The organism is Bacillus sp. FDAARGOS_235 (genome assembly GCF_002073415.2).
GTDB lineage: Bacteria > Bacillota > Bacilli > Bacillales > Bacillaceae_G > Bacillus_A > Bacillus_A toyonensis.
The window spans coordinates 4,974,264-4,996,204 of the sequence record NZ_CP020437.2; the positions used below are offsets into that span (position 1 = coordinate 4,974,264).

The 21,941-nt window shown below is 33.3% G+C and carries 21 protein-coding genes and 1 pseudogene; 17 read left to right on the forward strand and 5 right to left on the reverse strand.

All coding sequences use genetic code 11. The features are described from left to right. Nucleotides 1-38 precede the first annotated feature (38 nt). Together A6J74_RS28030 and A6J74_RS28035 are read right to left on the reverse strand one after the other, a co-directional pair. Nucleotides 39-455 carry an SRPBCC family protein gene (locus tag A6J74_RS28030; RefSeq protein WP_000951541.1) on the reverse strand — a complete coding sequence of 139 codons (417 nt, stop codon included), beginning with the start codon at nt 453-455 and terminating at the stop codon, nt 39-41. 79 nt (nt 456-534) lie between these two features. Next, nucleotides 535-1,545, reverse strand: coding sequence for an aldo/keto reductase (locus A6J74_RS28035; RefSeq protein WP_000040531.1), 1,011 nt, complete (start codon nt 1,543-1,545; stop codon nt 535-537). Nucleotides 1,546-2,158: 613 nt separating this feature from the next. Between A6J74_RS28035 and A6J74_RS28040 the strand changes: the two genes are divergently transcribed. Further along, entirely contained in the window at nt 2,159-3,220 is a 1,062-nt protein-coding gene (locus A6J74_RS28040; protein ID WP_000176604.1) for an oxidoreductase, read from the forward strand. A 32-nt stretch (nt 3,221-3,252) separates the two neighbouring features. Beyond that, nucleotides 3,253-3,990: a GntR family transcriptional regulator gene (locus A6J74_RS28045; protein ID WP_000146293.1), complete on the forward strand. Its 738-nt coding sequence runs from the start codon at nt 3,253-3,255 to the stop codon at nt 3,988-3,990. A 227-nt stretch (nt 3,991-4,217) separates the two neighbouring features. Here A6J74_RS28045 and A6J74_RS28050 read toward each other — a convergent pair whose 3' ends face one another. Continuing rightward, nucleotides 4,218-4,562, reverse strand: a complete 345-nt coding sequence (locus A6J74_RS28050) for a winged helix-turn-helix transcriptional regulator (RefSeq protein WP_000860824.1) — start codon at nt 4,560-4,562, stop codon at nt 4,218-4,220. A 527-nt stretch (nt 4,563-5,089) separates the two neighbouring features. Between A6J74_RS28050 and spxA the strand changes: the two genes are divergently transcribed. The 8 genes from spxA (at nt 5,090) to A6J74_RS28095 (ending at nt 10,338) form a co-directional block, all read left to right on the forward strand. After that, nucleotides 5,090-5,485, forward strand: a complete 396-nt coding sequence (gene spxA, locus A6J74_RS28060) for a transcriptional regulator SpxA (RefSeq protein ID WP_000236192.1) — start codon at nt 5,090-5,092, stop codon at nt 5,483-5,485. A gap of 46 nt (nt 5,486-5,531) precedes the next feature. Continuing rightward, nucleotides 5,532-5,666 (forward strand): BA3454 family stress response protein, encoded by a 135-nt coding sequence (locus tag A6J74_RS28065; RefSeq protein WP_000573525.1) that lies wholly within the window; start codon nt 5,532-5,534, stop codon nt 5,664-5,666. A 111-nt stretch (nt 5,667-5,777) separates the two neighbouring features. Further along, nucleotides 5,778-5,912: a BA3454 family stress response protein gene (locus A6J74_RS28070; RefSeq protein WP_000573526.1), complete on the forward strand. Its 135-nt coding sequence runs from the start codon at nt 5,778-5,780 to the stop codon at nt 5,910-5,912. 218 nt (nt 5,913-6,130) lie between these two features. After that, nucleotides 6,131-6,544 (forward strand): Rrf2-family transcriptional regulator SaiR, encoded by a 414-nt coding sequence (gene saiR / locus A6J74_RS28075; protein ID WP_001083461.1) that lies wholly within the window; start codon nt 6,131-6,133, stop codon nt 6,542-6,544. 161 nt (nt 6,545-6,705) lie between these two features. Beyond that, the gene (locus tag A6J74_RS28080) at nt 6,706-7,038 is read left to right on the forward strand and encodes an IDEAL domain-containing protein (RefSeq protein ID WP_000987479.1); all 333 of its coding nucleotides are present in this window, start codon (nt 6,706-6,708) and stop codon (nt 7,036-7,038) included. Between the two features lie 296 nt (nt 7,039-7,334). Next, the gene (locus A6J74_RS28085; RefSeq protein ID WP_000815888.1) at nt 7,335-7,817 is read left to right on the forward strand and encodes a DUF2975 domain-containing protein; all 483 of its coding nucleotides are present in this window, start codon (nt 7,335-7,337) and stop codon (nt 7,815-7,817) included. A 10-nt stretch (nt 7,818-7,827) separates the two neighbouring features. Continuing rightward, nucleotides 7,828-8,046, forward strand: coding sequence for a helix-turn-helix domain-containing protein (locus A6J74_RS28090; protein WP_000974630.1), 219 nt, complete (start codon nt 7,828-7,830; stop codon nt 8,044-8,046). A gap of 972 nt (nt 8,047-9,018) precedes the next feature. After that, nucleotides 9,019-10,338 carry an aromatic amino acid transport family protein gene (locus A6J74_RS28095; protein ID WP_001014167.1) on the forward strand — a complete coding sequence of 440 codons (1,320 nt, stop codon included), beginning with the start codon at nt 9,019-9,021 and terminating at the stop codon, nt 10,336-10,338. Nucleotides 10,339-10,502: 164 nt separating this feature from the next. On the opposite strand, the pseudogene A6J74_RS28100 reads toward A6J74_RS28095, so the two are convergent. Next, nucleotides 10,503-10,631, reverse strand: a pseudogene (locus A6J74_RS28100) (VOC family protein); the annotation flags it as partial. Between the two features lie 487 nt (nt 10,632-11,118). Here A6J74_RS28100 and A6J74_RS28110 point away from each other — a divergent pair. From A6J74_RS28110 to A6J74_RS28130, 5 genes are all read left to right on the forward strand, one after another. Then, nucleotides 11,119-11,490, forward strand: coding sequence for a DUF1304 domain-containing protein (locus tag A6J74_RS28110; protein WP_000402901.1), 372 nt, complete (start codon nt 11,119-11,121; stop codon nt 11,488-11,490). 499 nt (nt 11,491-11,989) lie between these two features. Further along, nucleotides 11,990-12,505, forward strand: coding sequence for a heme-degrading domain-containing protein (locus A6J74_RS28115; protein WP_002039094.1), 516 nt, complete (start codon nt 11,990-11,992; stop codon nt 12,503-12,505). A gap of 549 nt (nt 12,506-13,054) precedes the next feature. Continuing rightward, the gene (locus A6J74_RS28120) at nt 13,055-13,654 is read left to right on the forward strand and encodes a nitroreductase family protein (RefSeq protein WP_000158953.1); all 600 of its coding nucleotides are present in this window, start codon (nt 13,055-13,057) and stop codon (nt 13,652-13,654) included. A gap of 339 nt (nt 13,655-13,993) precedes the next feature. Continuing rightward, nucleotides 13,994-16,222 carry a putative mucin/carbohydrate-binding domain-containing protein gene (locus A6J74_RS28125; protein ID WP_000826218.1) on the forward strand — a complete coding sequence of 743 codons (2,229 nt, stop codon included), beginning with the start codon at nt 13,994-13,996 and terminating at the stop codon, nt 16,220-16,222. A 149-nt stretch (nt 16,223-16,371) separates the two neighbouring features. Further along, the gene (locus tag A6J74_RS28130) at nt 16,372-18,069 is read left to right on the forward strand and encodes a M4 family metallopeptidase (protein ID WP_001058945.1); all 1,698 of its coding nucleotides are present in this window, start codon (nt 16,372-16,374) and stop codon (nt 18,067-18,069) included. Nucleotides 18,070-18,252: 183 nt separating this feature from the next. Here the strand turns inward: A6J74_RS28130 and A6J74_RS28135 are convergent, their stop codons facing one another. After that, the gene (locus A6J74_RS28135; RefSeq protein WP_080609744.1) at nt 18,253-19,248 is read right to left on the reverse strand and encodes a zinc-dependent alcohol dehydrogenase family protein; all 996 of its coding nucleotides are present in this window, start codon (nt 19,246-19,248) and stop codon (nt 18,253-18,255) included. Nucleotides 19,249-19,606: 358 nt separating this feature from the next. Here A6J74_RS28135 and A6J74_RS28140 point away from each other — a divergent pair, with 358 nt between their 5' ends. Both A6J74_RS28140 and zwf read left to right on the forward strand, forming a co-directional pair. Beyond that, complete coding sequence (locus A6J74_RS28140) at nt 19,607-20,098, forward strand: glucose-6-phosphate dehydrogenase (protein WP_073990656.1); 492 nt, start codon at nt 19,607-19,609, stop codon at nt 20,096-20,098. Nucleotides 20,099-20,447: 349 nt separating this feature from the next. Then, nucleotides 20,448-21,932, forward strand: coding sequence for a glucose-6-phosphate dehydrogenase (gene zwf, locus A6J74_RS28145; protein WP_000445326.1), 1,485 nt, complete (start codon nt 20,448-20,450; stop codon nt 21,930-21,932). Nucleotides 21,933-21,941: the final 9 nt, after the last annotated feature.

Genomic DNA, 21,941 nt, shown 5'->3' on the forward strand with positions numbered 1-21,941 from the left:
AAAGCGATATCGCTTTGCTTTTCATTGTTTTTAGTAGCTCAATCTAGAAATGCTTGCTGCAATGCTTTCAGTCCATCGCTGTAGATGCTATGAAACAGATTTATTGCCTCTTCATCACTAACCTCTACAGGGGTGAAAGTGCCAGACCACTCTACTAACGATGTGTTACTTTCAGTACCTTCTTTCACCTGGATTGTAGATAGATAATTAGTGACTGGGAATGGTGCATTCATGATTGAATACGTGTAGTAGCGTTCTTTCTCATTGAATACTTCTAAGCGTTCTATAATCGTATCACCATCTGGATTAGCTAGGTGACGTACACGACCGCCTTCAGTTAATTTACTGCTAGGTATATAAGGTAACCAGTCTGGAAGGGAGTTGAAACCTCCGATTAATTGCCATACTTGTTCAAGGGAACCGAAAATTGTCATAGATGTAGTAGTATGTGCCATATTTATTATGCTCCTTTTTAACTCGCTATTTGCGGGGAAATAATCAGTGGGGGATGCTCCCACTGATTAAAGTTTCACTTTATTTTACGTTGATTGGTAGTGGTGCATTAGGTGCTACTAGTTTTTGTTCGCGCATTTCTTCCCAGAATGCTGCGGGAATTACTGTGTTTAATGCATTTTGGTCTTCTACAATTCGTTCCGGTTTACTTGCACCAGGAACAACGGCAGCAACCGCTGGGTTAGCCAATGAAAACTGTAAAGCAGCAGCTTTAATGCTGATTTCATGACGATTTGCAAGAGCTTTGATTTTCTCAACTTTTGCAATAATTTCTGGTGATGCTTTTTGATATTCGAAGTGAGCACCTCCAGCAAGAATACCTGAGCTGTATGGGCCACCAACAACAATATCCATATTATGCTTAACAGCTGCAGGCATTACTCGTTGCAAGGCACGCCCGTGGTCTAATAGTGAATAACGACCAGCTAACAAGGAGATATTTGGCTTCGCTTCTTCCAAATCAAGCATAAGTTCAATTGATTCTACTTTGTTTACTCCAAGTCCCCAACCTTTAATGACTCCTTCTTCACGTAAACGTGTTAGCGCACGGAATGCCCCTGTTCGAGCCGTTTCAAATTGTGAAATCCACTCGTCGCCATAAAAGTCTTGTGCTAAATCATGAATGAAAACAAAGTCTAGACGATCTGTTTTTAAACGTTTCAAACTTTGCTCGATAGAACGAAGTGTTGCATCTGCGCTATAATCATTGATCATTTTATTTTTACGACCAAATTCGAAAAGTCCGCCTTTTTCACCTAAATCACGTGCAGATGGATCTTCTAGCTCATCCGAAATAGTTCGACCCACTTTCGTGCTTAAAAAGTAATCATCACGATTTCTTTTTGATAGTGCTTCACCAAGACGGATTTCCGCTAATCCAGATCCATAAAGTGGAGCTGTATCAAAGTAACGAACGCCATTCTCCCAAGCAGCATCCACTGTAGCGATTGCTTCTTCTTCTGGGATATTACGGTACATATTCCCTAGTGGAGCTGTACCAAAACCGATTTTTTCTTTTAGTAATTTACTCATTATAGATATCCTCCTAAAATGTATTTAAAAATTAATTAATCATTGTGAATGGATGTGAAAATTAAAACATGCCATTTCATCGTCCGGCAAAATGCATGATAAAAGTATTGAAACAGTTAAAAAAGTAAGTACTTTAAAGTACGATGGATACCTAAAAGATAACATAGGTAATATTTACTACTGAATTACTTATGCAACTCTTACAAATGCTATTATGAAATGTATTTTACATAATGAAAAGTACGTACTTTAAAGTGCTATAGATACTTAAAAGTAATATTAAAATATTTTAGCTTATTTGTTTTATAAAATTATTAAAGGGGTTTTTACATGAAGACACACACTATTCCTGTGGAGGAAACTTTAGAAATTATTCGTGGAAAGTAGTTATTCTTTGTCATTTAAAGAAAGACAAATAGAGAACGTGCGAATTAAAAAAATTAATGTTTGGTATTACACAAAAATAGTAAAAAGTCAGGATGAAAATCGAAATGATTTTTATCCTGACTTTTTATTTAATATATAATTTCAAAAATAAAACTATATACTTTTTATCATAAAAATATATAATAAATATAGAAACGAAAATTTATGAGCAAGGAAGTTGAAGAACATGACATTAACAATGGGCTTTATTGGATTTGGAAAATCAGCTAACCGTTATCACCTACCTTATCTAAAGACACGTAATAATATAAAAGTAAAAACAATTTTTGTACGTCAAATAAATGAAAAATTAGCGGCTCCATATGAGGAAAAAGGTGTTTACTTCACTACTGATTTAGACGAATTGTTGAATGACAAAGAAATTCAAGTTGTGACAATTTGTACGCCAGCACATACGCATTATGAATTAGCAAAAAAAGTTATATTAGCTGGAAAATCAGTTATCGTTGAAAAACCATTTTGCGATACAGTAGAACACGCCAAAGAATTATTAGCATTAGGACGAGAGAAAGGCGTAGTCGTTATGCCTTATCAAAACCGCCGTTTTGATGGTGATTTTTTAGCTGTGAAGCAAGTAGTTGAACAAGGATTCCTTGGTGATATTATTGAGATTGAATCACATATTGATTATTTCCGTCCTGGTTCAATCACTCATGAAGCTCCACAAGAAGAAGGTTCATTTTACAGTTTAGGTATTCATACGATGGACCGCATGATTTCACTATTCGGCCGTCCAAATACGGTGACATACGATATTCGTAATAATGAAGTGGAAGGTGCGGTTGATAACTATTTCGATGTTGGTCTACATTACGGAAATCAGTTGAAGATTAAGCTGAAAACGAACCATGTCGTAGCGAAAGATTATCCACGCTTTATCGTTCATGGAACAAATGGTTCATTTATTAAATACGGTGAAGATCAGCAGGAAAATGATCTGAAAGCGGGTATTATGCCTGAGAGTGCAGGATTTGGTGAAGATTCGCCGATGTACTATGGAATTGCTAAATATCGTAACGCAAACGGTGATTGGATTGAAAAACAAATTAAAACGCCGCTTGGTGATTACGGTCGTTTCTATGATGCAGCGTATGAAACAATCGTAAATGGTGCACCAAAACTTGTGAAAGACGAAGAAGCAGTAACGAATATTGAAATCTTGGAAAACGGATTTGCTGCTCCATCACCTTCTGTTTACAAACTTGAGGCTTTACATTTGAATGAATAGAAGAGGGAATACAGTATAAAGGAGGTATGGAAATGGCAAGTGGATCAACACAAGTAAAATACCTCGGCATTTACCAAAAAATTAAACAGCAAATTTTAGACAGCGAATATAAAATTAACGAAAAAATCCCGAGTAGCCCCGTCCTTGCTGAAGAATTTAGCGTTTCAGCACTTACTATTAAAAAAGCGCTGGATTTGTTAGTCAGAGATGGCTACATCATCCGCAGGCGTGGAAGTGGAACCGTGGTTCAAGATTGGCGTCAACAGGAAAAGGCACGAATGATTCAAACTTTAACAGGTACGAAAGCTGTTTACGGCAGTGAGGTAGAAAGTAAAATTATCGAGTTTACGATTGTCGGTGCCGATGAAATTGTTGCTGAAAAATTGGGAGTTTTAATCGGTGATTTCGTCTATAAAATCATCCGCCTTCGAATCATCCACGGCATTCCGACGATTATGGAGCATACGTGGATGCCGATTTCGGTCATCCCAGGTGTTGAAGCTTCCGTTTTAGAGGAATCGATATACTCACACATTCAAAATAAACTTGGTTTTGAAGTAGGGACATCCGTTGTCAGGGTTAAAGGAGTTCGACCAGATGATCGAGAAAAGCAGTTTATGAACTTAACAAATCAAGATTTTCTAATGAGAGTTGAACAAGTGGCCTACTTAACGGATGGACGCACATTCGAGTACTCTTATGCCGATCATCTACCAGAAACCTTTGAATTTGAAACAGTTATTACCGCAAAAAGTTATAAAGAGACATAAAAAAGGTTGAGGCAAGTAGTGTCTCAACCTTTTTTTATGTCTTCGGTAGAATTTACACAAATAGAGGAATAGGTATCCCGCTATTTGAGGGCAGTGAGACTCCCACCTCAAAATTCAGCGAAAGCAAAGAGGTTAGGTGGGAGTCTCACTGCCCATAAAAGCCCGATTGGTGAAGGCTAATAATCAGTGGGGGGTGAACACCCCCCACTGATTAAAGTTTCACTTTATTATTCATCAGCTGTAATAAGCATGGATGTGTTCCCGTTTTTTTCAAGATGACCTTCTCCCCAAGCGCAGAGGGAATCGAGTATGGCTCCTAAAGATGAACCGTAATCTGTTAAAGAATACTCTACTTTCGGTGGTACTTGATCATATACTTTTCTTTGGATTACATCGTCTTCTTCCAGTTCACGTAATTGCTGTGTTAACATTTTTTGTGTAATACCAGGCATTAAACGTTTTAATTCACTCGTTCTTTTTGTTCCTTTTTTTAAATGACAAAGGATAACAACTTTCCACTTTCCACCAATAACTTCTAAAGTCGCTTCTACAGGAATATTATATGTTTTCATAAAAAAACTCCTTTGATGAATTTAGATGACAGTTTTGGGCCTACATACGTTTGAATACTAAAATTATTTCTTTTTAGTGCCTATAACACTTTAAAGTGCGTACTATTTATTGTGCTAAATATATTCCATAATAGCACATGTAAGCAAGAAATGAGTATAATATACTTTGAAGTGCATTTGAAATTGGTGAGAATAATAACTATGGGGACATTCACACAAAAGAAAACGATTTGTTACGTTGATAGATTTAATCCAAGACTTAACAGTTGATTAATCTAACTGTAAAGTTTAAAATTACAGTATAGTTTTAAGAAGTAAGTTGTCATCGTCTGTAAAATGTAGATACAGTAATTGTATGAAAGCATCATTTTAAAAGGAAACGGATAGTTGAGATAAATTAAACATTGTCGAATAAATAACATTACGTGAATTTGATTCTAAACTGTAATTTTTTTTAATACATTTCAATAATCCATATTTAAAATAATTGTACGTTTGATAAAGAACATTAAAGGAGTGAATAAAATATGGTGATTTTATATACGACAGCAAGCTGTGGTTCATGCCGAAAAGCAAAAGCATGGCTTGAAGAGAATCAAATTGATTATACCGAAAAAAATATCGTATCAAACTCTCTTACAGTCGATGAACTTAAATCAATTCTTCGTTTAACTGAAGAAGGGGCTACTGAAATTATTTCAACTAGATCCAAAATTTTTCAGGAATTAAATATAAATATCGAGGCGCTATCGCTTAATGAATTTTATAAATTAATAATTGAGTATCCTCAAATGTTGCGCCGCCCAATAATGTTGGATGAAAAAAGATTGCAGATTGGTTTTAACGAGGAAGAAATTCGTAAATTTTTACCACGTAGCGTTCGAACAGTTCTGAACATAGAATTGCAAAAGTTGGCTAATTAATAAGTAATATTTCTTAAAGGGAATTTTTGGAAGGAGGAAGCAAGAGATGATTGAAGTATGCGTTACAGTGAATTATAAAAATAGAAACTATCAAACAAATGTTATTGTGAGCAAAGATACGATCTGGACAAAAATTAAACAATTGGCAGAAGATCAAGTTAAGAAACAGTGGGGTTTTTAAGTTTGATTATTTAAAAAATGAAGTTATAGGTTAGAGATTCTAGCTAAATCCAAAACTTTTCAGGGATTAAATATAAATAAGTGAAATTTTTTTGAAAGGAGGAAGCAAGAGATGATTGAAGTATGCGTTACAGTGAATTATAAAAATAGAAATTATCAAACAAATGTTATTGTGAGCAAAGATACAATCTGGACAAAAATTAAACAGTTGGCAGAAGAACAAGTCAAGAAACAGTGGGATTTTTAAAATTATTTTTAGACTTAAAAAACATAAATGATAATAGGTAGTTCAAAAAGATAAATGTAACTAATAGACATCGGTGAGCTCGTATAGAATATAAATGAATGTATTTCTTCATAGTAAAAATTATTTATAAATCTTAACGTTTGACAAACCTATCTGTAATATTTATAGTTACAGTAAGTTGGAAAGTGATTAGCAATTTATATCGTAGGAGGAAGACCATGAACAGTGACTTTACCTTGGCCATTCACAGTTTAACTTATTTAGCACTACAGCCAGACCGGATGTCAACAAGCAATGCTATTTCAGAAAGTGCAGGTGTTCATCCAGTACGCATTCGCAAAGTGCTAAGTTTGTTAAAAAAACATAAGTTTATACAATCAAAAGAGGGAATTGGTGGAGGTTTTATTTTCGCTCGAGATTTAAGTGAAGTTAATCTCTGGCATATTTATCAAATAACCTCAGAAGGTGCTTTGCAACCTAAATGTCCAGAATCGAATGACCAGTGTATTGTAGGTTCGAATATGCGAAAAGTTCTTTTCACTATTTTCTTAGGTGCTGAAGAACATCTAGGTGAATATTTAAAGAACTATACGATGAAAGAAGTAGTCGATCTAATCAATCAAGAACGATAAACGGCTTAATTTCTATATGGCCGTGGAGTTCTTAATATCTAAATGTAATGGAAAATATTACAGTTCGAGTTGTTTTGTCTATCTTGTTTGTCGTCTCTAAAAAACGAGGAACGAATCCTAATAAATTAATTCTAAAATCATTTGTAGGAAGGTGAAAAAGTATGATGTCAAATAATCCTGTTTTAAAAGTAGGAGATTGGGTTCGAGGAATATCAGTAGAGGGTGAATTAATACTTGGTTATATTGAATCATTTGATCATGTAGGGGAAGTAGTTAAGGTTAATGTTGTTAAATGTGACAACAGAGATACAATAAGTAGAACAATGTCCTTTTTAAGTAAACACGTAAAAAAACTCCCTGAATCAAAAGCAATAAACAAGGAACAAATCCTTTATCTTATAGATCTTGCATTATTAACAGGGGATGAAGAATGGTTTATCAAGCTTTCTTCAAAATTAAATTCGATAAACGAGCTAGTGAATGGGGGAGTTTAAAAATTATATTAAATATAATTTTTTTTGGAATCTTTAGTTGTGATAAAATCAATTGTTTTGTGTGAAAAAAACCCATTAAATTAGGGAGTTCAGGAGAAATTCAATAACATGATTTATAAAATTAATATTTTAAAGTAAAAGCATTTCTTTGTAATGAGAAATGCTTTTTATTTTTGTTGAAATGAAAAGGATATTATATTAACAATAATAATATAATAAAAAACAACTAATATTTATTGTTAAACAATAAATGGTGTGATAAAATCATTTTGTTATTAAATAAGCGAGGTGCTTTTATGAAACAAGTTACGACACTCTTTTTAAAGCTAGCTATTATTTTTATAGGAATCCTAGTCCTTATATTGTGCATATTTTTGGTGCCTAAGATTGGGGATTTTGCTGGAGAATTGTATCCGAATATTGCTTATATGAAATCTCTCGTTTTAATCGATATGTACGCGGCAGCGATACCTTTTTACCTTGCTCTGTATCAAGCATTTAAACTTTTAAGCTATATTGATAAGAACGAAGCGTTCTCGGAATTATCGGTAAAGGCTTTAAAGAATATTAAATACAGTGCCATCACGATTAGTACCTTGTACTTGCTAGGTATGCCACTCTATTATCTTATGGCGGCAAGAGTTGACCCTCCAAGTTTTATACCAATTGGATTGGTTATTATTTTCGCCTCTATGGTAATTGCCGTTTTTGCTGCTGTTCTACAAAGACTTTTACAAGAAGCTATTAATATAAAATCAGAAAATGATTTAACGGTCTGAGGTGGAGGATATGGCAATCATTATTAATATTGATGTGATGTTAGCAAAACGAAAAATGAGCGTAACGGAGCTTTCAGAGAGGGTTGGGATTACGATGGCAAATCTTTCTATTTTGAAAAACGGGAAAGCAAAAGCGGTTCGTTTTTCAACATTAGAAGCGATATGTAAGACTTTGAATTGTCAACCAGGTGATATTTTGGAGTATAAAAGAGACGAAGAGAATCAATAAAAATAGACAATGATTATTTTGTAAATAAGCCTTCCATATGGGGGGCTTATTATATTTTTCGGCTTAGCGTAGTTTTTGTAAAATGCTAGTGGGTTTCCTTATTGTCATCAAGTTAAAAAACGTATTGTCCGAAAAATGAGTTCAATTCTTATAGAAAACTTTGGTGGAAAAGAGATATCACTTTCCAATAAATGTATATAAATTCGGTATTAATAATATATATCCCAAAAATTTATTTTTCTATTTTGGAAATATATTCATTAATTATTTATTACAATAGTTTTAGTGTATGAGGTGGAATGCATTAAGTAACTGGTATATCTTAAAATAATGGAAAAAATTACTGCATTATGGCTGAAATTCATTATATATTGAAAATTTTTCCTGGTAAAAAAATCTGAAAATATAAAAATATTAATTTTATAAATATACACGTTATAATGAGGGCGTCGAGAGAAAATTTATTATCTCTGGAGAAAATATAAAAAATGCGATTACTAGTAAGAAAGGTGTGTGATTAGAGGCGGAAATGTATGTAAAGTGCTTCAGTGGCTTGTGTAATCAATACCATAAATGCTGCCGAAGTTATTAAAGTGATGTGTAGAATTGAGAAAGAAATGCCTCATAAATGAAGAGAGGCCGGTTTAGCTGAAATTACTGTTATAAGTAAAAAAAGAGAAACCACTAAAGTAATACACCGTTATTAGAAATGTTGCAACGTATTTATGAAGTCTATTCTATATTGTTCTCTTAAGGGTTCTTTATATAAAGAGCGGATACTACGAGTAAACTTTTTTGTTAACGCTAACAATTATATTAGGACGCTAACTAGCGAATGTTTCAATTTGGATTCATTATGATGAAGGACATGCAATGTGGGGCAACTTGTAAGGAATTCATTTTCCAAAAAAGGAAGATATTCGTTAGCTATAAAGAGAGACGTAAGAATAGGATACAAGGGGGAGTTATTATATGAACGGGAATACTGCAAAGAAAATAGAAGTTCAAGCTGAAAATACCGCACTAAAAAATGAGCAATATGCAGATCCGAAAAAGTGGCATAAGCAGGATACTACATGGGCATTGAGCCTATTTGGAACTGCAATTGGAGCAGGGGTGCTCTTTTTACCGATTAATGCAGGTTCAGGTGGTTTATTATCATTACTACTAATTACATTGCTTGCATATCCAGTTATGTATTACTCACATAGGGCACTTGCTAAAATGATATACGCTTCTAATTCTGCTGATGAGGGGATCACAGGTACAATTAGAGAGTATTTCGGAAATAAAGCGAGTATCATTTTTAACATCGTATATTTCGGTTCAATTTATACAATCGTACTAATGTATTCGGTTGCGCTTACAAATACTGCAAGTAGTTTTATCGTGCATCAATTGCACATGCCAGAACCTCCAAGGGCTATTTTATCACTTGTATTAGTTCTTGGTCTTATCGCTATACTGAATTTTGGTCAAGATATTACTGTAAAGGTAATGAGTATGCTAGTGTATCCTTTCATAGCTTCTCTACTTTTTATCGCAATATCTTTAATTCCACAGTGGAATACGTCAATGCTTAGTTTTTCAGCTGTTTCTACTGCTTCAACAGGTACAGGCTATTTTGGAACGATATTAATGATTCTACCAATCATCGTATTCTCATTTAATCATTCACCTATGATTTCATCATTTGTTGTGAAACAGAGAGCTACGTATGGAATAGAAGCTACTGATGCTAAATGTGCGCAAATACAAAAAGTTTGTTATATCATGACATTCGCTGTAGTTATGTTCTTCGTTTGGAGTAGTACATTAAGCTTGACTCCAGAGGATTTAAAAATGGCAAAAGAGCAAAACTTATCAATCCTTTCATATCTTGCTAATGAGCTTAATTCACCTGTAATCACTATTGCAGCTCCAATCATTGCTTTTGTGGCTATTACAAAATCTTTCCTTGGCCATTATATCGGAGCATTTGAAGTAATGCGTGACATGATTATTAAGTTCGGTAAATCACGTGGAAAAGATATAGAAGAAAAAACAATTAAGACAATCGTCCTTACTTTTGTTGTATTATCATGCTGGTTTGTTGCTTATACAAATCCAAGTATTCTTGGACTTATTGATTCTCTAAGCGGTCCATTAGTTGCTGCTATCTTATGTCTATTACCGATGTATGCAATCAATAAAGTACCAGTACTAGCTAAATACAAAGGGAAAATGAGTAACGTATTTGTTATTATTGTAGGTGTACTTACTGTTTTAGCAAGTATTAAGTCATTATTCTAATTCACGATTGTTAATTTTAGTGTGAAAATAGTGGACACGAAAAACTTTTTGGACAAACTTCTCGCATTGGAGAGTTTGTCCTTTTTTAGTCATTCCATCAACTTGCCGACAAACAGCCATCTTCCAGGCAGAAGATGGCTTGTTTCGGTATTAATTTATTTTAACTATTCACGTCTGAATGGCCCTTTTGGAGCAATTAGCTCTAAATTAGTACCATCTGGATCGGGGAAGTAGGCAACTCCTGTACCAAATCCAGATTTCTAGCCGTCTTCTTGAAAGATAATTGGTTCGTCATATGGTGCTATCCTATGCCCATCAAGCTAACAAAATGGATTGCCTCTGAAACAAAAAATGATTTTTATTACTATAAAAAACGTAAAGTATCTGTTTTTAGAAAAAATTAATTTTTATAAATTGATGGAGATATAACTCAATTCTTTTATATATTTAGTTAAATATGATTGTCAGAATGAACTTAAAGTAATTATGATTTCTAGAAATGCGAACTGATGTTTTGAATTGGTTTAAAGTTGCTGGAACAAAATAAAACCAATTGAACAAAAGAACTTGCAAAAATAAAAAGAGAGATGTATATTAATTGATGTATCAATAATTGATATATCAATTAATATTTTGACAAGAAAGAAAAGGAACATTTTATGAAGGAAATGTTCGTAAATATCAGTGGAGAAGAACGCAAAATACTTATTCATGTTCTATTACAGATGCAAAAAAATGTAGAGAATATTAAAGAATAGAGAGTGTAGGGGGCAGAATAGTGTGGAAATAATCGTAGCTATTTTAGTCGGGATCGTAGCATTAGAACATTTGTTTATCATGATCCTTGAAATGTTTTTTATTGATTCAAAAGTAGCGAAACGTGCTTTCAAATTACGGAAGCATTTAGAAGGAGATCGAAATGTAGCCATTATGTTTGCAAACCAAGGCTTATATAATGGATTTTTAGCGGCTGGTCTCATTTGGGGACTTGTACTTGGGCTCAATCCAATTGGTTATATGGTCCAATTATTTTTCGTGATTTGTGTGGTGATAGCAGCTATTTTCGGAGGTTTCACATCTAATAAATCAATTATTGTGAAACAAGGACTTCCAGCTGTTTTAGCACTAGTTGCTCTTTTATCTATAATATAGAATCAAAGTTTCTCAATAAAAGAACTCATTTTTGAAAAATACGCTATTCTTTCTGTAGAATCATAGGAAAGGATGGCGTTTTTGTATGTCTATTTCTATATGTAGTGAATTATAACTATTCCCTCAAGGGACTCAACTGCTTTTCAACTTTTGGATACATTTTCATCCATCTTTGTTTCCTCCTATTGTTGGATAGTGTAATAATTGATAAAAATTTTGATGACATTGGATTATAACGATTGATCAAAAAAGTTAGTGATTAAAAATATTATTCTTTAGTACATACATTTTTAAGATGTTAAATATATTTCATAATAGTCTCTGTAAGATAGGGATAAGTAGAATAGTACTTTTTATAACTTTGAATATCATTCATAATAGCACCAGTAAGAAGAAAACAAGCTTTACGGTACTACTATTTACCAACGATGTTACAGCAGTTTATTTAGAATCAGATTGATTAAAAGGTTGTACTATATGGCCTAATAATTTCGAAAAAATGCCAGAGTGGCATAAAACGATTATGGAGGTTAAAGATATGAGTACTTCAAATTTGAATGAAATTAGTAAACAAATTTTAAAAGAGGAGGAAACACTTCAATTTTCCTCTTTTACAAATGAAGATGCCTTGCAACTAGGTTTATTTATCGTTGAAACAGCAAAGCGAGAGGGGAAATTGATTGCTGTTGATATAACAAAAAACGGTGTGCAATTATTTCATTTTAAGATGACAGGGACAAATGCGGAAAATACGAAATGGATTGAGCGTAAAAAACGAGTTGTTTCCCTGCATGATCATAGCTCTTATTATATGCAGATACAAAGTGAAATAACTGGAATCTCATATAATGAAAAATATCTTTTAGATACTTCGGAATATGCTGCGTTTGGTGGGTGCTTTCCTATCAGAGTAAAAAACGTAGGAGTTATTGGAATGATAACAGTTTCAGGATTGCCGCCAGAAGAAGATCACGAATTGGTAATAAGAGCAGTTAAACATCATTTGAATCAATAATAAAAGTAAATTCAATTGTTAAATATAGAGACAAAAACGAACACATTCCTGTTCGTTTTTGTGTTTTTTATTGTTTGTTTGCTGTAAGAGTATGGATGTTAAAACAGTATTAAAGTTTGACATGTAATTTATAAGATGTTAATCATTAAATAAGTGACGGGTATAGTTTTTAATACTATTCATTGGTAATGTTTAGCTGAATTTAAATTAAAACTGTAAAAAGCCAGGTAATGTGTTATTCATGCTACCTGGCTTTTTTGACCAGCAATTTAAGGTTATTTTCATATTTGTGTAAATATGAAACAAGCAGGATACATGAATAGAGAATGGGTAAAATAGTACCGAATGATCACTAGATTGTCTCAACGATGTTATAAAATGTTTTTTTAGTAAACTAAAGTGGTTTAAATGAAGCAGTTTAGTTAGATTCAGAATGACTAGCAATTGGTGTTATGGAGTTCAATGATTCAAAAATGAACTCATTTTAACCCATATTATCTTCGCAATATATCATTTTGAAGAATATTAAAAATTAGGAGGAAATGAATTATGACAAAAGATTTCTATACCGCACTGAAAGAAAGACGTACTTACTATGGAATTAATAAAGAGGTACAAGTATCAGATGAAAAAATTAAAGAAATCGTGGAGTTTACTGTGAAACATACTCCATCAGCTTTCAATTCTCAAACTGCGCGATTAGTTGTATTATTTGGTGAAGCTCATGATAAATTATGGGATATTACAACTGAAACATTAAGAAAAGTAGTTGGAGATGGAGATTTTTCAGGAACGCAACAAAAAATGGATTCTTTTAAAGCTGGTTATGGAACAGTATTATTCTTTGAAGATGAGGCTATCGTTAAATCGCTTCAAGAAAAATTTGCTGCATATGCTGAAAACTTCCCAATTTGGTCACACCAAGCATCAGGTATGCACCAATTAGTCGTGTGGACAGGTTTAGAAGCTGAGGGATTAGGGGCATCTTTGCAACATTATAATCCATTAATTGATGATGAGGTAAAACAAGAATGGAATGTTCCTGCTAATTGGAAACTAATTGCACAAATGCCATTTGGTAATCCAACAGCTGCACCAGGTGAAAAAGAATTCCAACCGCTTGAAGAGCGTGTGAAATTTCATAAATAATAAACATTATTCATAAGGAATGAGTAAAAAGATTCTAGTTATTAATTCAATCACAAGTGTAACGATATATATTAAAAAAAACACGAAGACATTTAAGTCTTCGTGTTTTTTTGATTAATTTTTGAAAGTGATAAAGGAGTATAGCCAAAGATATTTTATTATTAAATGTTAAAAATTTGTATATGTAAAATTACATATATCTAATGATTGATAATCATGAATTAATGTAACTATAATAATTACACTGGGAAATAACTTATGGACTACAGTTTTAAGTAACGAAGGAGGAATTTGTTTTATTGTATTTTGTATATAAAAAATAGAAAAGGAGATATGCAAATGAAAAGATTACTTGTTATAGGCATAATGTATACAATGTTTTTCCTCATAGGAAATATACACTTACATGCTGATGAACGAACAAATGTAAAAGAAATTACTAGTTTAGAAGAGCCTACTTGGATATTTCAGGCGGGCATAAGTAAGGGGAAATATCATGATCGACATGATTTAGGATTTATTTTGCAGAGAAATACACCATTAAAGGTAAGACAAACGAATCCTAATTTTAAAGACAAATTAACAGTACGTTTATTGTCTAATGACTCAAAAAATGAAAAATCCATACAAGTAGGAAATGAATGGATTACGATTCAAGGCGATACGCCTTTAGTTCCTTTCATAGATACTCCGTATGGTGAAGAGCACGCTACACTTGAGTACCAAATAGGAAATGAAAGTTCTACTAAGCCTCTTCCCATTTATAAACAACAAGGAAGTGTATCTCAATTTTTTAGTACATGGGATCAATTTGATGGGGAGTATGCGTTAATTCAAGGGGAGAGTTTTCAATTATTTGTACCTAAAAAAGATAAAGAGTTAGTAAGATCTTTAAAAGATTTTCAATCGTTGGATGAGTTAATTGCATATTATGAGGATATTTTTGCGATGTATGATTCAATTATTGGTTTAGATGGCTCAACGGTTGAAAATAAAAAAAGTCAAAATCGTTATTTCTTAAAAGCAGATATATCCGGTGCTGGCGGTGCCTATTATGGCGCAAATTGGACAGCCAATAGTACAGATAGTACAAAGATGTGGTTAGATAAACTAAGTTGGGGAACTTTACATGAAATCGCTCATGGATACCAAGCTGGTTTTGATAATCAAGGAATATTTACAGGAGAAGTTTCTAATAATCTATTTGGTGTTCAATATCAATATAGTAAATACAGCAAAAAAGCAGATCAAGTTGGTTGGTTGTTTAATTTTGGGAAGAAGGAACAAGTAGAACGGAATTTATACAATTCTTTAATGAAAGAAAATAAAAATTATGATGACTTAGATTTACGACAAAAACTTATTCTTTTAACGATGGCGAAACAAAAAGCTGGCGATGAAGCTTTTGCGAAAATGTATCAAGGTTATCGAAAACTAGCTAGCAATACAGCTTTCAAAAAAGGTGACCATTCTTTACCAGATTTAATGAATCAGTATTATAGTGAGAATGGACAAGTTGATTTTACACCTGTCTTTGAAAGATGGGGCTTTAAACTTAATAATAAACAAATAGAGATTAATAGGGCGAAAGGTTATCCGGCTGTTACTTCTTTAGCTTATATAGTGCCTGAATCACAATTAGTTAAAGCAAGAGCACTAGTTGATCCTGAGATTCCGATAAACTCCAACTTTGAAATAGTTACAAATCAGCAAATTGCTTCACTTGGGCTAAAAGGGAATTTGCATATCCATTTAAATACAAATGAAATAGATACATTGAAAGGAGGAAAAATTAAATTAAAAGAAGGGAATAAAGTTATTCAAGAGAAAACAATTGAAACAACAGATATCAATTTACAAGACGTACCAAATGGAGTTTATACAGTTGAGATTTCAGGTGGAAAAACGGATAGTATGTACCATTTCAGTTCGTATTATACCTATATAAAGGAAAAAGATAATAGTCTAACCATTGATATTAACGAAATGAAAGTGAGTAAGTTGGTAAATGAAACGATTCAATTCCTAGGATTAGGAGATGACCAGTTTGCCGAATTAAATACAGACTTAGAGCAAGATCAAGCTGTTTTTACGGTTACTACTAAAACGCCTCATAGCTATTATGCAGGTGAAAAATACGCATCAATAGAGGTGTTTAATAATAAGGGGGAAAAAATTTATACGAAGGAAATGGAAGGAACAAATGTAACGATTGTAAAAGATACAGTTCCACTAAAAGAAGGATATAGAATTAAAATCTATCATGATGAAATTAAAAAACGATTAACTAGTAAAGCTACTATTATGAATCCTATGAATAAAACAAATGAATTTATAATGACAAAATGGGGATTGAAAAATACTTATTTGCAAAATAATCCGGAAGAAAATCTTATGCAAAGAATTGATGAAGAAATGGAAGCAATTATAAGTAATCCTGTTTTAAAAGAGATACCAATGCAAAAATTAGAAATGAAAAAGAATGTGTGGATGGCAATAAATATGTTATCAGAACCACAAAAAATACTGTATATGAATAAATATAAAGATAGTTTATATAATGAGTAATTTTTGAGAAATGAATGGAATCTATCCATATTATGAGGAAGCACAATTTATAAACAGTAGATAAACATAGATAGTTTGAAATATCTATGTTTCCAATTCTGAAAAAACATTTATTTAACTTAATAATAAGATTATAAAGGAGTAAGAATATGAATAATTTCGTAAAGGTAGGTTTAACTACAGGAGTGGTGTTATCGGCGATTATGCCCTATGGAGGAGTGCATGCGGAAACAGAAGATTTAAAAGTGGAAACAAAGGAAGATACGTTCCGAACAGGTAATTTAACAGCACCTTCTCAAAATTCGGCAGAAAATGTAGCAAAGGATGCACTAAAAGGAAAAACAGAACAAGCATTATCATCAAAGCAAGTTAATACGGAATCCAAAGTTAATTATAATGTTACGCAAAGTCGTAAATCTTATGATGGTACTACATTGGTACGTCTTCAACAAACGTATGAAGGACGTGATGTATACGGATATCAACTAACAGCACATATAAATGATGATGGTGTACTTGCGAGCGTTTCGGGGGATAGTGCCCAAGATCTACAACAACAGGAAGATTTGAAACAACCTATTACTTTATCAGAAGAGGATGCAAAGAAACAGCTTTTCAACATCTATGGAAATGATCTTATATTTATTGAAGAACCAGAAATTAAACAAGTGGTATATGTAGATGAAAATACAAATAAAGCTACAAACGCATATCAAATTACTTTTAGTGCATCTACACCTGAATATGTATCTGGTACGGTATTAATTGATGCTTTTGGGGGTAATCTATTAAAAGAACTCGTTCAAAAATTGGGTATACAAGTAGATAGTAGTATTGTCCAATCTGCGACAGCAAATAAATCACAAGATCCTTCGAAATTAACAGGTACAGGAAAAGATGACTTAGGTATTAATCGTACGTTTGGAATTACGCAGCGAAGTGATGGAACGTACATGCTTGCAGATTATTCTCGTGGTAAGGGAATTGAAACATATACTGCTAATTATAAAGATTATAATAATTATAGAAGAAATGTATGGGGTTATCTCGATGATTTAGTAACAAGTAATTCTACAAATTTTACTGATCCTAAAGCAGTTAGTGCCCATTATTTAGCAACGAAAGTATATGATTTTTATCAAGAAAAATATGGCCGTAACAGCTTTGATAATAACGGACAAAAAGTAATTTCTGTCGTTCATGGTTGGAACACAAATGGTACGAATAAAGGAAATCCTGAGCAGTGGTTTAATGCATTTAGTAATGGAGCTATGCTAGTATACGGAGATCCAATTGTTAGAGCATTTGATGTGGCAGGACATGAATTTACACACGCGGTTACAAGAAATGAGTCTGGACTTGAGTATGCAGGAGAAGCTGGTGCAATTAATGAGGCCCTATCTGATATTTTAGGAGTAGCAGTTGAAAAGTATGCCAATAACGGAAAGTTCAATTGGACAATGGGAGAACAATCAGGTCGTATTTTTAGAGATATGAAAAACCCATCATCTATCTCTTCTAGATATCCGGAGGACTATAGACATTATAATAACTTACCTATTGATGCTGACCACGATCATGGTGGTGTACACACGAACTCTAGCATTATTAATAAAGTAGCTTACTTGATTGCTAGTGGTGGAAACCATAATGGAGTAAACGTACATGGCATTGGAGAAGATAAAATGTTTGATATTTTCTATTATGCAAATACGGATGAATTAAATATGACTTCTGACTTTAAAGAATTAAAAGAAGCTTGTATTCGTGTAGCAACGAACTTATATGGTAAAGACTCATTAGAAGTACAAGCTGTCCAACAAGCCTTTAAAGCAGCTTATATTTAAGACTACTATGATGAATTGTAAACCTTTTATTTTAATATGATTCTTTATTTAAATATATAGACAAAAACCTTGTAGAATTTCTCTGCAAGGTTTTTGTTACGCATGGCATTTTATTTTATGTATCATTATCTCATGTTAATTGGTAATTAGGATAACTAATAAGTTGTTTTTATCGAGTCAAAATTACCAAACGTTTTTTAACACTATTTTTCCTATTGCTTTATTCGATTCCAAATATTCATGTGCTTGGGCAACTTCATCAAACGTGAAAGTTTTCGAATCTAGCAATGGGCGAAGTTTTCCTTCTTCTACAATTTGCGTTATTTGCGTTAAGATTTCTCCGCAATCATTACGCTTATCAGTATGTAATATTTTTAATGCCATAAAAGTAACGTGCAGAGAGAGTCCTTTTGCGTGTAAAGGAGAGAGGTCATGGGTTGAACGAGCTGCAATTGTTACGACAGTGCCATTGACCGCAGCAGCTTCAAAAGAATGATCAAGATTCTTGCCACCTACTGTATCAAATATAACTTCAAATCCGTTTCCATTCGTATGTTTTTGCACATATTCTTGAACAGATACTTCTTTATAATTAATAGCTATATCGGCTCCTAGACGATGGGCTATTTCCATTTTGCTCTGCTGAGAAGCGGTTGTGAAAATTTTAACGCCTGCCCATTTAGCTAGTTGAATGGCTACGTGTCCTACGCCACCAGTAGCTCCATGAATGAGAACATTTTGACCAGGTTTAATATTTGCACGATCAAATAAAGATTCCCAAGCTGTAATTGCAACTAATGGTAGAGCAGCAGCTTCTTCCATTGTTAAATTGTTAGGTTTGTGAGCAATTAATCGTGCATCAGCAAGCATAAATTCTGCAAGTGCACCTCCAGTTTCTTTAAAACCTCCGGCACATCCGTATACTTCATCCCCTGATTTGAATTTCGAAACACCTTCTCCTACTTCAATAACAATACCAGCTACATCGCCGTGTAATATAGCTGGAAACTCAGGAGCGACTGCTGAAACGGCACCACTACGCATTTTTGTATCGATTGGATTTACACTTGTTGCTTTTACATCGATTAGAACATGACCTGGTAAAAGTTTTGGTTTTGAAACTTCTTCTAATTGAAATACAGATGAATCCCCAAAAGAATGGATAATTTGTGCTTTCATAGTTTATACCTCCTGTTTGTGGTTATAGCATAGCAAAGTACGAAAAATAAGTATAATATTTTGAATTTGGTTAGTGAGAATTTTATATAAAGAAGAGGAAAGTGCATGAAATGAAATAATGTAACGTACTTCTAAAAACTACTGTAAAGCTTTTTGAAGAAAGGGTAGATGTTATTTTTACAGCATGATTTATTCATTACGTTTATCTCGCATTCACAGGCAGTAAGACCCCCACCTCAAAATTCAGCGAAAGCAAAGAAGTTAGGTGGGAGTTGGGCTGCTCGTAAAAGCCCGATTGGTGAGGGCTGATTAAAGTTTCACTTTATTCGGAGCGACAGGGGATTTAGCGAAACGCAAAATTTACCCTGCTTTATACAAACTATTTAGTAATCAACATATACCGCAATCTATTTCGATTATCGGTATTGGCAGAAGGGTAATGTCAGATGTGGAATTTCAAACAAAGGTAGAACAATCCCTTGCTACATTTTCTAGAATATCTACTGATGACAAATCAGGAGTAGAAGAATTTATTAGCACATTTCGTTATTGTCAAGTAAATACAGCGAATATAGAGGACTATCAAGGTTTGTTGCGTCTTGTAAAGAGGCGTGAAACAGAATTAAACATTTCTGAAAACCGTATGTTTTACCTATCTGTTATACCAGAAGTGTTTGATATCGTTGCTTTGAATATTAAAGAGAGTGGATTGTGGGTTACAAAAGGGTTAAACCGTCTTATTATAGAGAAGCCTTTTGATTATAGTGTAACGTCTGCTCGCAAGTTTAATAGAAAATTAATTGAAGATTTTGATGAAACTGATATTTATTATATTGATCATTATCTTTGAAAATGGATGGTAACTAGGAATACACTTAGAAAAGTATTACGAAATAAATAGTATTTAATCCAAGACATTTTTATTGACGATAATAATTTATGTGGTTAATATACTAAACGTAAGATTATTTAATTACTAAAAGTAATCAAATATACATTATTTCGTTAAATTCGATAAATAAGTAAGTTGTGGTAGAAATGCTTTGAATTGCCACTATTAATATTGGGGACAATTAGAAAGCGAAAGGTATAAAAAGAATTGGAATTTGATAACTCTTTGTTTTTTATAAAACATGAGCTTCTGTACAATTCATTTTGAATATATTGACCAGGATTATACAACAAGAGGGGGACTAAAATTGGAATCAATGACCTTTGTTTTATTTGGAGCGACAGGGGACTTAGCGAAACGCAAAATTTACCCCGCACTATATAACTTATATAGAGATCAAAAGCTTCCAAAGCAAATATCCGTTATTGGGCTTGGAAGACGTGAAGTATCTCATATAGATTTTCAAAAAAGAATAAAAGAATCAATAGAGACGTTTTCCCGTCATAGAGAAGAAGGTACTCCAGAACTCGAAGGTTTTTTAGATAATTTTCGTTATTGTCCATTAGATGTGAGTAAGCCGGAAGACTATGAGAGATTATTACAAGTCGTTCGTGAAAGGGAAGAAGAACTACATATAAAAGGAAATAGAATGTTCTATCTTTCAGTGGCTCCTGAATTTTTCGAGACAATTGCTTTAAATATTAAGGAAAGCGGACTTGATAAAACGGATGGATGGAAACGTCTGATGATTGAGAAACCGTTCGGGCACGATCTTACATCTGCGCGTGAGCTGAATGACAAGCTTAGTCGAACGTTTGAAGAAGACGAGATATACCGTATAGATCATTATTTAGGTAAGCCGATGATTCAAAATCTTGAAGCACTAGAATTTGCAAATCCTGTTCTCCAATCGATTTGGAATAAAGAACATATAGCGAATGTGCAAATTACAGCGAGTGAAACAGTTGGGGTTGAAGAAAGAGCAGGATATTATGATCAGGCAGGAGCCATTCGTGATATGGTTCAAAATCATATGTTACAAATATTAATGATGACTGCTATGAATCTGCCGGAAAAAATTAACGCATGTGAAATTCGAGAGGAAAAGCGAAAGGTAATGGAAACGCTTCGTAAAGTGAAAAAAGAAGACGTTCACAATCATATCATTCGCGGACAATACGCTGCAGGAGAGATAAAAGGCGGGCAAGTTGTAGCATATAAAGAGGAGCCAGGAGTAAATCCTTCTTCTAACATAGACACATTTGTTGCTGCTCGCTTGTGGATCGATAATCCATTTTGGACTGGCGTTCCCTTTTATATACGAACAGGCAAACGAATGAAAGAAAAGTCTACTCGTATTGTAATCGAATTTAAAAATACGTTAAAACAGCAATATCAAGATAGTAATCCAAATGCAGCACCTAACTTGTTAATAATTGAAATTAGCCCAGGTGAGAACGTTTCATTACAGTTAAATAGTAAAAATCCATTGAAAAATGGAGAAATTGAACCGATGCGTATTAACTTTACTTGTGAGCAAGCGGATGTGGGAGTACCTGAAGCGTATGAAAGACTCATTCATGATGCTGTGAGTGGAGACGCTACATTCTTTGCACATTGGAGAGAAGTTGAATTGTCATGGGAATGGGTACAACCAATTCTTGAAGCATTCGAAGAAAACTTATTACCACTTCATGAATATGAGTCGGGTTCATATGGTCCAGATGCGTCTAATGAACTATTGCAAGAAAGTGAATTTAAATGGTGGTTAGATCAAGAAACGAAAAAATAGGTACTTTCT

What these genes read in the sequence shown, in the direction of transcription:
- A6J74_RS28045 (WP_000146293.1), top strand. Translation starts at nt 3,253, where the DNA reads ATGGCAAGTGGATCAACACAAGTAAAATACCTCGGCATTTACCAAAAA.
- spxA (WP_000236192.1), top strand. Translation starts at nt 5,090, where the DNA reads ATGGTGATTTTATATACGACAGCAAGCTGTGGTTCATGCCGAAAAGCA.
- A6J74_RS28065 (WP_000573525.1), top strand. Translation starts at nt 5,532, where the DNA reads ATGATTGAAGTATGCGTTACAGTGAATTATAAAAATAGAAACTATCAA.
- A6J74_RS28050 (WP_000860824.1), bottom strand. Translation starts at nt 4,562, where the DNA reads ATGAAAACATATAATATTCCTGTAGAAGCGACTTTAGAAGTTATTGGT.
- A6J74_RS28120 (WP_000158953.1), top strand. Translation starts at nt 13,055, where the DNA reads ATGACAAAAGATTTCTATACCGCACTGAAAGAAAGACGTACTTACTAT.
- A6J74_RS28035 (WP_000040531.1), bottom strand. Translation starts at nt 1,545, where the DNA reads ATGAGTAAATTACTAAAAGAAAAAATCGGTTTTGGTACAGCTCCACTA.
- A6J74_RS28135 (WP_080609744.1), bottom strand. Translation starts at nt 19,248, where the DNA reads ATGAAAGCACAAATTATCCATTCTTTTGGGGATTCATCTGTATTTCAA.
- A6J74_RS28130 (WP_001058945.1), top strand. Translation starts at nt 16,372, where the DNA reads ATGAATAATTTCGTAAAGGTAGGTTTAACTACAGGAGTGGTGTTATCG.
- A6J74_RS28125 (WP_000826218.1), top strand. Translation starts at nt 13,994, where the DNA reads ATGAAAAGATTACTTGTTATAGGCATAATGTATACAATGTTTTTCCTC.
- A6J74_RS28085 (WP_000815888.1), top strand. Translation starts at nt 7,335, where the DNA reads ATGAAACAAGTTACGACACTCTTTTTAAAGCTAGCTATTATTTTTATA.
- A6J74_RS28115 (WP_002039094.1), top strand. Translation starts at nt 11,990, where the DNA reads ATGCCAGAGTGGCATAAAACGATTATGGAGGTTAAAGATATGAGTACT.
- A6J74_RS28030 (WP_000951541.1), bottom strand. Translation starts at nt 455, where the DNA reads ATGGCACATACTACTACATCTATGACAATTTTCGGTTCCCTTGAACAA.
- A6J74_RS28095 (WP_001014167.1), top strand. Translation starts at nt 9,019, where the DNA reads ATGAACGGGAATACTGCAAAGAAAATAGAAGTTCAAGCTGAAAATACC.
- A6J74_RS28070 (WP_000573526.1), top strand. Translation starts at nt 5,778, where the DNA reads ATGATTGAAGTATGCGTTACAGTGAATTATAAAAATAGAAATTATCAA.
- A6J74_RS28090 (WP_000974630.1), top strand. Translation starts at nt 7,828, where the DNA reads ATGGCAATCATTATTAATATTGATGTGATGTTAGCAAAACGAAAAATG.
- saiR (WP_001083461.1), top strand. Translation starts at nt 6,131, where the DNA reads ATGAACAGTGACTTTACCTTGGCCATTCACAGTTTAACTTATTTAGCA.
- A6J74_RS28080 (WP_000987479.1), top strand. Translation starts at nt 6,706, where the DNA reads ATGATGTCAAATAATCCTGTTTTAAAAGTAGGAGATTGGGTTCGAGGA.
- A6J74_RS28040 (WP_000176604.1), top strand. Translation starts at nt 2,159, where the DNA reads ATGACATTAACAATGGGCTTTATTGGATTTGGAAAATCAGCTAACCGT.